Source organism: Ruficoccus amylovorans, assembly GCF_014230085.1.
GTDB lineage: Bacteria > Verrucomicrobiota > Verrucomicrobiia > Opitutales > Cerasicoccaceae > Ruficoccus > Ruficoccus amylovorans.
This window is the reverse complement of the sequence record NZ_JACHVB010000024.1, coordinates 1-12,842: the sequence shown is the minus strand read 5'-3', so window position 1 is coordinate 12,842 and position 12,842 is coordinate 1. Positions and strand designations below refer to the sequence as shown.

Sequence of the window (12,842 nt, the reverse complement as noted above, 5' to 3'; positions counted from 1 at the left end):
CACCTTCGGATATACATTACTCACATCGTGTTGTGCTTTGCTATCTTCACCGCTTTCTGCGATATATTTTCCTTGAGAAGAGGCTTGCGATTATGAGTGCGGCGATGCCGTATGTGGCGGAAGATGTTTCGGGGATGTTGACGGCGGTGAGGGAGACGAGGTTGAGTCTTCCTGTATTGCTACCGGCGAGCGGTCCGGCTGCCAGTCCCGTGATGACGATGGTACCGTCCGTGGGGGTGACGCTGGTCCAGGTGGCGACGGCGGAGACTGCGTCTGAGGAGGTGATGGTGATGGAGTCGGGGTCACCGGAGCCGGTGGCGATCTGCCAGAGGAAGTCGGTGGTGGTTCCGTCGCCCATGAGTACCATGATGTTGTAGGCGTAGTTGTCGTCGAGGTCGCTGAAGGTCAGGGTAAAGCCGAAAGCCTCGCCTCCGGCGGTGCCGGTGTTCTGGTTGTTGAACCAGATCCCGTCGGTTGTGGCGCTGACGGGGATGCCGGGGACCGGGTCGTGGTCATTGGACGAATTGCTGCCGGCGACATTGCGGGTGCCATTGGAGACATTGAGCAGGAAGCTGGAGCCGGTCAGGTTGCCTGCGCTGTCTTCGAGGTTGGACAGGGACTGCTCGTAGAAGGCAACCGCTCCGGTGGCGGCAACCGACAGTTCGGTGAATCCTGCCTCAGGGGTCAGGGTCGATCCGAAATCGATGTAGACGCTGGCTCCTTCGACTGTTGCGGCCGAGAGCGGGGTGAGGGCGGGCAGCATCGCGGCCGAAGCGGTCAGCGCCAGAGTCCTGATGGAGTAGAATTTCATAATGTAAACAACTTATTTGTTATTAGCGTTGGGGGTTTTCAATTAAACTGAAAGCATTTAAGAAGGATCGTGCTTCTAATGCGACGGAATTTTAAGCAGATTATAGCCCGAATAGTCAAGCGGTTTATTTGTGGATTCGATTTTGCCCGGGACTGTCGTTTTTTGGGTTGCGTATGTCGTAAAATAGGATTCTACCACTAGGTAAAATCCGCCATATTCCCCCAACCCGAGACCCTGTCCATGAACTATTCGACCCGAACCAGGAAGGCTGCCTGCCTCTCGCTTTGCCTTTTAATGACCAGCGCGGTGCCCCTCTTGCGGGCCGCCGACCTGGCCGAACCCCTGCTGGAGCTCCAGGACGGCGACGTCAACATACATGGGGTCGAGGTGGTCAAAATGTGGACCGCCCCCATGCCCCGGGCCGATGTCCTGGGGGCAGGCTACCCTCAGATCGAGGGCGTGCGCCACGCGCTGGTCTTTGCCGCCACGGACGAGACCGGCGGCTACAACCACCATGCCCAAATAACCGTGCACAAGGGTACGATCTACGCCCTGTGGAGCAATAACCGCCACTTTGAGGACGCCCCCGGCCAGCGCGTCCTCTTCGCCACCTCCCCTGACGGCTTGCACTGGAGCAGCCATGCCGAGGCCTTTCCCTCGCCAGGCCCCTTTAAGGAGAAATCCGAAACCGGCCTGCTGTTGACGACCCTCGGCTGGGTCCAGGTCGGCGACAAGCTCTTCGCCCTGGCCAAGCTCACCGCCATGGACGGCTTCCGCAATCCCGACAACACGCTCTTCAGCCCTACCAAGGACCGCAAGCGGGGCATCATCTTCGACAAACGCATCTACTACGGCATCCTGGCACGCGAGTTGACGGACGCGGGCACATGGGGGCCCATCTTCACCGTCGAGGGCAAACCTCCCGCCCCCGACCAAATCGCCTTCCCCGTCCTCGAGCACAGCCAGTGCGTCAGCCCCGGGGAGTACCAGGCCATCCTCGCTGCCAGCAAGGAGTACTCCTACCCCTGGAGGAGCCGCCTCCCGCGAACCCCCGGCAAACCCCTCCTGTGCGAGCCGAGCACCTACGCCCTCGAAGACGGCACCCTGGTCACCCTCTTCCGCGACGAGCGATACTCCCACCGCCTCTTCGTCAGCACCTCCCCCGACGGCGGTAACACATGGTCCACCCCCTATCCCACGAACATCCCCGACTCCCCATCCTACACCAAAACCATCGCTCTCGAAGACGGATCCGTCGTCATGGTCGGAAACCAGATCGCCGAGGAAAAAAACTTCGATAACCCCAAACCCGCCCACCTGGGCAGAGATACCCTCGTCCTCTCCCTCAGCAAGGACGGAATTACCTTCGATAAAGCCTACTCCCTGCGAGAGGGCAAACACGCGTTCCGAGTGCCAGGTGTCGGCGGAAGAGGTTACACAGGCGCACAATACCCCTCACTCATCATCCACAACGACAACCTCCTGGTCATATACTCCATCGCCAAGGAGGATATCGAAATATCAAGCGTACCTATCGGAAATATTACACACTGAACCAAAAAAACAAGCTACGACCGAAGACTAAATCTACCACGAAGAGAGATTCGTCCTATACTTTACGCTAACAAATAACCAGAGTATCAAACTGCTTATCCTTTGGTCGGCCCACCTGATTCCCAAGGCATATTCAGTCTGCCGTAAAAAGTAATGAATAGAAATCCAAGCAAATGGGGTTCATAAATTTAAACCTGCCCGACCTGATCGTCCTGATCGTTTATTTTGGTGCAACATTGGCGCTGGGAGCCTGGTTCTCGCGCAAGAACACCAATACGGAGGAGTACTTTCTGGGAGGACGTTCGTTCCCGGGCTGGGCGTTGGGATTAAGCCTACTGGGGACCAGTATGAGTTCCGTTACCTTCATTGCCTATCCGGCCGATGGATTCAAAACAACGCTGGTACGCCTGGCGCTGGTCCTCATGTTTCCGGTCGCAGCAGCATTTGGCGCCTATGTCGTTCTGCCTTTTTTCCGGCGCGGGACCATCACCTCACCCTATGAATACCTTGCTCGACGCTACGGGCGTTCTATCTCCAGTTATGCCGCGATGATTTTTCTGCTGCTGCAGGTGATTCGAGTCAGCAGCATCCTTTATTTAGTGTCTCTTATTTTTCAGTCGGTGATGGGACTGCCGTTTTTAGTATGCATTCTGATCGCAGGTGGCGTTACTGCGCTGTACACCGTCGGCGGTGGTTTTGATGCCGTTATCTGGACAGATGTGCTGCAGACCCTTACGTTGGTCCTAGGGGCTTTATTGATGGTCGGTATCGTTGCATTTCTGGCCCCGGAGGGCCTGAGTGGCCTGATCCAAGTCGCCTATGAGCACGGTAAATTCTCTTTTTCCAAGGACTTGAATCCGGTGACTGGGCAAATCGAGCCACTGGCCTATGGATTCTCCCTACAAAACAAAACGTTTCTAATGCTGTTCATCGTTGGGATCGTACAGTTCCTGAATGGACAGTTTGAGCAAACCTCCATCCAAAGATGGTGCTCCGCCAAGTCAGCCAAAGAGGCCCGTAAGGCAATTGCCGTTGTGGCCCTGAGCTCGCTGCCTGTTTGGGCGGGGTTCATGATGGTAGGGACAATGCTGTGGGCCTACTTCTATTTGCACCCGAATCCCATCGTTACAGAGATGCTGAACGGGACCCGGAAGGCGGAGGAAATCGTTCCCTATTTTATTACCCATTATGTCCCCGCCGGACTGGCCGGACTGATCATTGCCGGAGCCTTGGCAGCAGCTATGTCGTCGCTGAGTTCAAGCATCAATGCAGTCGGAATGGTATGGGTGAGAGATATCTACAAACCTCTATTCGCGAATGAAAAAAGCGACAAACACTATCTGCTTGTCGGGTTCATTGCCTCAGCCGTGGTCTCATTGTTGATGATTGCTGGGGCCTGGTTGCTTTACCGTGCCGAAGTCAAGACGCTGAACGATCTGGCAATCATTCTGGCCAATGTCTGTGGCGGAGGGATGTTGGCCGTATTTATGTTCGGAGTCTTTACACGAAGGGGGAATGCCAAGGCGATATGGGTCGCACTTGTCGTCAACGCCTTTGTCGTCTCGTGGATAATCATGGGAACGCGTGGGCTTCTCCCCGAGCGTTTTTCTCTCCCCATACATATTTATTACAGTTCGCTGGTGGGGAATGTTTTAACTTTTGCCATCGTCTGGGTGGCTAGTCTGCTTTTCAAACCATCTCCTAATAAAGACTTCACCAATCTCACGTTCTGGGACCAGGACAAAACTCCACTCGTCTAGCTATCCAACTGGTAATATTATGCGCAACCTACGCTTTATCCTTACCCTGCTAATTGCCGTGCTCGGAAGCTCGGCTGCCGCACAGGAGGGCAAGCATCTCTTCATCCTGTCTGGACAATCGAACATGCAACGCATGGTTACAACGGTCAGCTTCACGCCTGCCCTGCAAGAGGCTTTCGGAAGGGAAAACATCGTCGTGGTGAAAGATGCACTCGGCGGGCAGCCGATACGGCGGTGGTACAAGGGCTGGAAACAGCCAGACGGCAAACAGGTGACTAAAATCGGTGACCTTTATGACCAGCTCATGGAACGCGTCCTCGCTCAAGGAGATCCGAAAAACTACTCCAGTGTAACCTTCATCTGGATGCAGGGAGAGAACGATGCGCGCCGGGGCCTAGGGGATTATTATAAGAACGCCTTCCTCGGCCTGCTTGACCAGTTGAAAACGGATTTGGGAAGAGATGACATTTTTGTCGTTATCGGACGGATCAGTGATCACGACCTGGGTAATGAAAAATTCAAGCACTGGACCATGATCCGTGAAATACAGGTCGAACTGGCCGAAGAGATTCCGAACGCAAGATGGGTGAATACAGATGATCTGAACGATGGTGTTAACCAGGACGGGGAAAGCATTCACGATGACTTACACTATTCCGTTGAGGGCTATAAAACCTTTGGCGAGCGGCTTGCCGGTGCGGCTATCGAACAAATTAAAACCACCCCTGAAAGCATCTGAGCCGAAGAGGCGACCCCAAGGGTCCCTCATATTAATGGACTTAAAATGATTCAATAAAATACAATATTTAATGATCAGAAACGTTCTACTGCTGATTGCTGACGATTGGTCTCCTATCGCCGGTTGTTATGGAAATGCCGTAATCCACACACCCAATATCGATCGGCTCGCGCAATGTGGTACTCGCTTTACCCGTGCGTTTTGTACCACCCCCACCTGTTCGGCCAGCCGGGCTAATTTGCTCACGGGACTCTACGGCCATCAGCATCGCCAATATGGCCATACGCACGGGGTTCATCATTTCAGAACCCGTAGCGACGCCGTCACACTTCCCGCCATTCTCCGCAAATCAGGCATCACATCTGCATTGATCGGCAAATCTCACATCGCGCCGAAAGAGGTGTATCCCTTTGATGTCTGGCAGGAGCCTGCGGATATTCCGTTTGCCAAGTTCTCCAACAGTAAGCTGAGAGCATTGACCGAAACGTTTCTCAAGGATATCGGGGACAATCCTTTCTATCTGCACGTCGCCTCCTCTAATCCGCATCGGGCCGGGGGGGAATTCATTCGTCCACTTCATCCAGAATTTGAAGGGAAAGACACACTGTATGGCCTCGATGAGGTCGCGGTTCCTTCCTTTCTTCCCGACACCCCAGAGACCCGACGTGACCTGGCTGACTACTACACATACATTAGCCGTTTTGATGAGCATGTCGGTTCGATTCTGGGTGAACTCGAAAGATCCGGCCATTCCGAGGATACCTTAATCCTGTTAATGTCCGACCATGGGATGCCCTTCCCGGGAGCCAAAGCGAGCCCCTTTGAAAGTGGTCATCATTGCCCCTTGATCATCGTCCACCCGAACGGTATCGGAGCCGGGAAGCAATGCGACGCTCTGGTTAACTGGAGCGACATTCTGCCTACCGTCATTGACGCGATGGGAGTATCCGTGGAATCCATCCCCGATGGCTGCACCGGCCGCAGCCTCATGCCTCTGCTGAAAGACTCACACGCCCCGTGGAGAGACTCCGTTTTTTACGTGCATAATTTCCACGAGATCACGAATTATTTCCCCTATCGCGTTGTCCGGGGAAACCGTTACAAGTATATCCGATGCTTGGCCTCACAATTGGATCTTCCCTTGGGGCAGGATCTTTTCGACAGTCCCACCTATAAAGAGATCGAGCGAACTGGAGGAAGCGAAAAAAGATCGCATGAACGCCTCCTTCGGCACTGGCCGGAAGCGCTTTTTGACCTGGACAATGATCCAGAGGAAACGATCAACCTGATTGATGACACAAAGCTTCAACCATTGATACAAGACTATCGGAACCGCTTGCAGCAGTTTCTTCTCGAGACGAAAGATCCGTGGCTGGAAGTTGACTATCAGCAGGGAAGAATACGGAATTACCGCTGAACAAAGTGCACGGCTATTTCAGCCTATGGCAGCACGTTTGCGAGACGAATCCTGAGGGCAGTCCGTCATAGGGAAGTAAGGGCGCGTTGACGAAGGTGCAGAGCCCAACCTCGAAACGACATCCCGGAATACAGTTCCAGGCTGCCATCTCGGTGGACCGGCTCTTTGGTTGTGCCATCAAAGAGGCAATCAACGATTTCCCAGCCTTCTCCCAAGGGCAACGAAATACTCGTCGGTTGGTCATTACGACGTTCATACTCGTGTACGACAATCAGGGCTTCGGATCCATCGCGGCTTGTGCGTAGAATCCCCGACCAGCCAACTGGATCCCGCCAGTTCTGCGGAGTCTTGCCGACAAACTGCGTCACCCCTTCTCGGATGATCGGCGCCACCCGTCCATAAAAACGCACGGCACGGTGTACGAGGGCGATCTGAGCATCGCTCAGATCATGCACCGGACCGGAGAGGCACATCCTGCCATAAAAGGTGGCCGTGAGCGAATACATAAAGCGCTCAGGTGTGTCATCCGGATAGAGCACCGCCCATATCTGAGATTGTCTGGGTGGGATCAAATAGTGCAGTTGTCGCGCGATGATCGGAATATTTGTCGACTCGTGCGCATCGGAGAACGAACTCATTGAGGTTAGTGCCATCATCGAAGGTTCCAGCCGAAACCCTCCAGACGAGCAGTTCTCGATGACTAGGTTGCCTACTTGATCCTTGATACGGGAAAAGCTCCGGTAGATGCCTTCGACATGCTGCCTAAGCCCTTCCCCGAGCGAGTCCTCATGATCGCAACCCATGCCGATGTTATCGTTGAAGTCCACTTTGAGGTAACCAAAGCCGTTGTCCCGTATAAATTGGATAAGTTTTTGGTCCAAATAATCCACGACCCAAGGGTCATTTAAGTTCCAGAAGCGACGCGACCCCACCTGCAAGACCTTGCCGTAGCGTTGCAGATGATGGTCGGTTTGTTCGAACGCCTCAGAGTCGGGGTTACAGACTTCGAACTCGAACCAAACACCGGGAATATATCCCATTTCGCGAAGCGCATCACAGGTCGCTTTTATCCCGTGCGGAAACTTTTCGGTGTCCAGAATCCAGTCTCCATTTGATTGCCTGGTAGCTTGCGGAGGTCGCTTGGCCCAACCGTCGTCGATGACAATATATTTGACGCCGGACCCCTGCAGCCGCCTGGCCAGGGCCAGGGTCTTGTCATGGCTGGGCGAACCCCAATTTGTGCACCATTCATTAAAGATCACGGGGAGCGATTTTTCTGTCTCGGGTGGTTCGGGCAATAATGCTTCCTGCAACTCTACCAATTTGGCGCTCAGGTCATGTAATTGGCCCGCCACGCAGGCTATGTGCGCCTTGGGGCTCTCGAAGCGTTCTCCTGGTCGCAGGCATTTTTTCCAGTGCCCGAACTCATGGTCTGCCAAGCCTCCGGAAAGTGAAACGGCGTCGGCTCTGCGGGTTACTTCCATCTGCCAGGACCCCGCCCAGGCAAGCTGTGCCCCCCAGATAACACCGGCCTCGGCATCCTCAAGTGCGACAAAGGGGAAAAAGTTGCGCACCGGTGACGTGCCGACCTGGCCGAACCGTTCGTTGATCAACATGATGCCCCGCCAGTTGCGTATCAAATGGAGGTCCTCCAGCAGGTCGTCGTCATGCTTGCCTTCGTTACACCACCAACTTCGGAAACGATGCAACCGCAGGCGACCGGGTGCTTCATCCGGGGCAAAGGGAGTGATTCCGGAAAGAACAAAGCTTGCGAGATGCTCCAGCTCCAAGGCCTCCGTGCCGGTGTTGGTGGCCGTTGACCACATGCGAAGTGTGCCCGGCACCGGCGTCGGCTCAATATGCTGACACACACGCAGCCCTGAAGCTTCATTCAGAAAGCATGTGGTCAAAACTTCTTCCCCCAGACCCTTCCGGTCCTCTGCGACAGCTTCCACGTGCTTCAGGCCCAGTGTCGTGATACTGTCCTGCATCGTAATCCCTGAAAGAAAACCGGGAGCCATCGCATCGCGTGCCAGCTTCACCTGTACCATGCTGTCCGGCTTGGCCGGCGTGGGATCGCTAATTCCGCATTCCGGACGGCCATAGATCCCCGCACGCCGGGGGACGCGCTTAGTGCTCTTCTCCTCAGGACAAATCCTCAATTCCAGTCCTCCGCTTGCTGTGGCGACGCGGTCAACGCAAAGGCCATTCATGCACGCAGAGAGTGTTTCACCAAAAAAAATCGCCGATCTGTTTTTCATGTAAAATCAAGATTGATAAATGACGGTCCGGAATATGGATGAGATGTTTCGGCATCGTGCTGGACGCCTTTCGGCAACCGGACTGCGCGGACAAAAGTCCATGGCGGCGGGCTTTCTCACCAGAAGATAACGTAAAGTGCCAGAGTGGCTACCACGACGCCGACACCCATCATCATTGCCCCGCGAGAGTTTTTCAGCTCGATTTGATCATTCTGTGGCAGATCAACGGGTTTCATCATCGGCTTAATCAAGGTCAGAATACCGCCGGCGAGCAGGACGATGAAGAAGCATATCGCCATACGGTCCAGGAACGCGACTTGATCGGAATACCACCAGCCATGCCTGACGAGGACGCCGCCGATCCACCACTTGATCGCGCCGTAGGCCACGATGTTCAGGCCGATGCCGACTGCCCCAAAATAACGGGGTGTGCGTGGCGAGAAAAATCCCAGAATGAACACAGCAAGAATGCCCGGCGAAATGAAGCCCTGGAATTCCTGTATATAGGCGTAGATGCTCTCAAACTTGTTCAAGCTCGGAGCAACCAAACCGGCCAGAACAACAAATATCACCACGAAAATACGTCCGACTTTAACGAGCTTGGCTGGATCTTTTTGGCCGGTGAATTTCGAGTACAAGTCCATCGTCGCGATGGTTGAAGCGGAATTCAGCATCGAAGCGAGCGAACTGATCACAGCACCGCAGAGAGCCGCGAGCACGAACCATGAAAGCATGGGCATGGGTTTTATCAAGTTGCGCACCAATACCGGAAATGCTCGGTCATAGTCATAGTTGCCCGTTGTCGCATTAAGCAGGTCTCCCTGGAACAAGTTATAGGCCAGTATCCCGGGTATCACAACCATGAAGGGAATCAGCAGCTTCAGGACCGCGGCAAACACAATACCCTTTTGGCCTTCCGCCAGTGATTTTGACCCCAGCGTCCGCTGAACGATATATTGATTCAAGCCCCAGTAGAAAAAGTTCGGGATCCATAGGCCGATCAGTAGTGCCGTCCATGGGATGTCGGTATCTTCCTTGGGGCGCACCATGTGTACTTTGCCTCCAGAGCCATTGGGTCCATTGACAGCGACGGCCTCGCCGTCAACCCCGTCGTTTAAGAGCATGAACCTCTCCCAGGCTCCTGCGTCTTGCAGATCTTCGACGGTTGCATTCGAGTTCTGCACCTTCGTCAGAATCAACTCTTCCGCAGGCTTGTTCCCCAGAACCGAGAATGCGAGGAACATAACGATTGCACCCCCGACAATGAGAGCCGCTCCCCAGACAAGATCAGTCCACGCACAAGCCTTAAGGCCGCCGATGAAGACATAAACCGCAGCAAAGATCGCAATCATCCAGCACATGGCCGTTAGGTTGTTTAACACCGGCACATCATTATAATATTCGGAGACAAACTTGCCGCCGGAAAAGATAACTGATGAGGTGGTAACGAATACCAGCGTGACCACCGCTGGGATCGCCATCGCCAGACGAGCGACTCCGTCGAAGCGGTATTGAAGAAACTCCGGGATCGTGTACAGGCCCGCCTTGAGGAACTTCGGAAGGAACCAGAAGGCCACGAAGATAAGGGTGACTGCGGCAAGCCATTCGTAGGAGGCAATTGCCATTCCCAGCCAGTTCGCAGAGGAGCCGGACATGCCCACAAATTGCTCTGTGGAGATATTTGCTGCGATCAGCGAGAAACCGACCAGCCACCATGTCAAACCTCGCCCAGCCAGGAAGTAATCTGTCGCGCCCTGCTTTCCGTCGAGCTTCTCATCGCGGCTCTTCCAGATGCCAAGGGAAATAACACCGACAACGGCAACGAGAAATAAGGTGACTTCAAGGTAATTCATGGATGCGCAAGGATGTTTTTTGCAATGCTCGGTTCTGCTGAGCTGGTATATTTAGTGTTGGTTGGAAGCTTGTTTTTTTGGTTCAGTGTGTAATATTTCTGATAGGTACGCTTGATGCTTCGATATCCTCCTTGGCGATGGAGTATATGACCAGGAGGTTGTCGTTGTGGATGAGGAGTGAGGGGTATTGTGCGCCTGTGTAACCTCTTCCGCCGACACCTGGCACTCGGAATGCGTGTTTGCCCTCTCGCAGGGAGTAGGCTTTATCGAAGGTGAGTCCGTCCTTGCTGAGGGAGAGGACGAGGGTATCTCTGCCCAGGTGGGCGGGTTTGGGGTTATCGAAGTTTTTTTCCTCGGCGATCTGGTTTCCGACCATGACGACGGATCCGTCTTCGAGAGCGATGGTTTTGGTGTAGGATGGGGAGTCGGGGATGTTCGTGGGATAGGGGGTGGACCATGTGTTACCGCCGTCGGGGGAGGTGCTGACGAAGAGGCGGTGGGAGTATCGCTCGTCGCGGAAGAGGGTGACCAGGGTGCCGTCTTCGAGGGCGTAGGTGCTCGGCTCGCACAGGAGGGGTTTGCCGGGGGTTCGCGGGAGGCGGCTCCTCCAGGGGTAGGAGTACTCCTTGCTGGCAGCGAGGATGGCCTGGTACTCCCCGGGGCTGACGCACTGGCTGTGCTCGAGGACGGGGAAGGCGATTTGGTCGGGGGCGGGAGGTTTGCCCTCGACGGTGAAGATGGGCCCCCATGTGCCCGCGTCCGTCAACTCGCGTGCCAGGATGCCGTAGTAGATGCGTTTGTCGAAGATGATGCCCCGCTTGCGGTCCTTGGTAGGGCTGAAGAGCGTGTTGTCGGGATTGCGGAAGCCGTCCATGGCGGTGAGCTTGGCCAGGGCGAAGAGCTTGTCGCCGACCTGGACCCAGCCGAGGGTCGTCAACAGCAGGCCGGTTTCGGATTTCTCCTTAAAGGGGCCTGGCGAGGGAAAGGCCTCGGCATGGCTGCTCCAGTGCAAGCCGTCAGGGGAGGTGGCGAAGAGGACGCGCTGGCCGGGGGCGTCCTCAAAGTGGCGGTTATTGCTCCACAGGGCGTAGATCGTACCCTTGTGCACGGTTATTTGGGCATGGTGGTTGTAGCCGCCGGTCTCGTCCGTGGCGGCAAAGACCAGCGCGTGGCGCACGCCCTCGATCTGAGGGTAGCCTGCCCCCAGGACATCGGCCCGGGGCATGGGGGCGGTCCACATTTTGACCACCTCGACCCCATGTATGTTGACGTCGCCGTCCTGGAGCTCCAGCAGGGGTTCGGCCAGGTCGGCGGCCCGCAAGAGGGGCACCGCGCTGGTCATTAAAAGGCAAAGCGAGAGGCAGGCAGCCTTCCTGGTTCGGGTCGAATAGTTCATGGACAGGGTCTCGGGTTGGGGGAATATGGCGGATTTTACCTAGTGGTAGAATCCTATTTTACGACATACGCAACCCAAAAAACGACAGTCCCGGGCAAAATCGAATCCACAAATAAACCGCTTGACTATTCGGGCTATAATCTGCTTAAAATTCCGTCGCATTAGAAGCACGATCCTTCTTAAATGCTTTCAGTTTAATTGAAAACCCCCAACGCTAATAACAAATAAGTTGTTTACATTATGAAATTCTACTCCATCAGGACTCTGGCGCTGACCGCTTCGGCCGCGATGCTGCCCGCCCTCACCCCGCTCTCGGCCGCAACAGTCGAAGGAGCCAGCGTCTACATCGATTTCGGATCGACCCTGACCCCTGAGGCAGGATTCACCGAACTGTCGGTTGCCGCCACCGGAGCGGTTGCCTTCTACGAGCAGTCCCTGTCCAACCTCGAAGACAGCGCAGGCAACCTGACCGGCTCCAGCTTCCTGCTCAATGTCTCCAATGGCACCCGCAATGTCGCCGGCAGCAATTCGTCCAATGACCACGACCCGGTCCCCGGCATCCCCGTCAGCGCCACAACCGACGGGATCTGGTTCAACAACCAGAACACCGGCACCGCCGGAGGCGAGGCTTTCGGCTTTACCCTGACCTTCAGCGACCTCGACGACAACTACGCCTACAACATCATGGTACTCATGGGCGACGGAACCACCACCGACTTCCTCTGGCAGATCGCCACCGGCTCCGGTGACCCCGACTCCATCACCATCACCTCCTCAGACGCAGTCTCCGCCGTCGCCACCTGGACCAGCGTCACCCCCACGGACGGTACCATCGTCATCACGGGACTGGCAGCCGGACCGCTCGCCGGTAGCAATACAGGAAGACTCAACCTCGTCTCCCTCACCGCCGTCAACATCCCCGAAACATCTTCCGCCACATACGGCATCGCCGCACTCATAATCGCAAGCCTCTTCTCAAGGAAAATATATCGCAGAAAGCGGTGAAGATAGCAAAGCACAACACGATGTGAGTAATGTATATCCGAAGGTG

General features: G+C 55.2%; 9 protein-coding genes. 5 read left to right on the top strand and 4 right to left on the bottom strand.

All coding sequences use genetic code 11. From position 1 onward, the window contains the following. Window positions 1-46 precede the first annotated feature (46 nt). The gene (locus H5P28_RS09485; RefSeq protein WP_185673771.1) at window positions 47-811 is read right to left on the bottom strand and encodes a hypothetical protein; all 765 of its coding nucleotides are present in this window, start codon (window positions 809-811) and stop codon (window positions 47-49) included. A gap of 240 nt (window positions 812-1,051) precedes the next feature. Here H5P28_RS09485 and H5P28_RS09480 point away from each other — a divergent pair, with 240 nt between their 5' ends. The 4 genes from H5P28_RS09480 to H5P28_RS09465 all read left to right on the top strand — a co-directional run bounded on the left by H5P28_RS09480 (window position 1,052) and on the right by H5P28_RS09465 (window position 6,281). After that, window positions 1,052-2,365, top strand: a complete 1,314-nt coding sequence (locus H5P28_RS09480; protein ID WP_185675472.1) for an exo-alpha-sialidase — start codon at window positions 1,052-1,054, stop codon at window positions 2,363-2,365. Window positions 2,366-2,538: 173 nt separating this feature from the next. Further along, complete coding sequence (locus H5P28_RS09475) at window positions 2,539-4,125, top strand: sodium:solute symporter family transporter (protein ID WP_185675471.1); 1,587 nt, start codon at window positions 2,539-2,541, stop codon at window positions 4,123-4,125. Between the two features lie 19 nt (window positions 4,126-4,144). Further along, a complete protein-coding gene (locus H5P28_RS09470; RefSeq protein ID WP_185675470.1) occupies window positions 4,145-4,864 on the top strand; it encodes a sialate O-acetylesterase in 720 nt (239 codons plus the stop codon). A gap of 70 nt (window positions 4,865-4,934) precedes the next feature. Beyond that, the gene (locus H5P28_RS09465; protein WP_185675469.1) at window positions 4,935-6,281 is read left to right on the top strand and encodes a sulfatase family protein; all 1,347 of its coding nucleotides are present in this window, start codon (window positions 4,935-4,937) and stop codon (window positions 6,279-6,281) included. 65 nt (window positions 6,282-6,346) lie between these two features. On the opposite strand, the gene H5P28_RS09460 is transcribed toward H5P28_RS09465, so the two are convergent. The 3 genes from H5P28_RS09460 to H5P28_RS09450 form a co-directional block, all read right to left on the bottom strand. After that, window positions 6,347-8,542, bottom strand: coding sequence for an alpha-galactosidase (locus H5P28_RS09460; RefSeq protein WP_185675468.1), 2,196 nt, complete (start codon window positions 8,540-8,542; stop codon window positions 6,347-6,349). 116 nt (window positions 8,543-8,658) lie between these two features. Then, on the bottom strand, window positions 8,659-10,395 hold the full coding sequence (locus H5P28_RS09455) for a sodium:solute symporter family transporter (protein ID WP_185675467.1): 1,737 nt from the start codon (window positions 10,393-10,395) through the stop codon (window positions 8,659-8,661). Window positions 10,396-10,477: 82 nt separating this feature from the next. Next, complete coding sequence (locus H5P28_RS09450) at window positions 10,478-11,791, bottom strand: exo-alpha-sialidase (RefSeq protein ID WP_185675466.1); 1,314 nt, start codon at window positions 11,789-11,791, stop codon at window positions 10,478-10,480. Between the two features lie 240 nt (window positions 11,792-12,031). On the opposite strand from H5P28_RS09450, the gene H5P28_RS09445 reads away from it, so the two are divergent. Further along, window positions 12,032-12,796: a hypothetical protein gene (locus H5P28_RS09445; protein ID WP_185673771.1), complete on the top strand. Its 765-nt coding sequence runs from the start codon at window positions 12,032-12,034 to the stop codon at window positions 12,794-12,796. The last annotated feature ends 46 nt before the right edge of the window (window positions 12,797-12,842 follow it).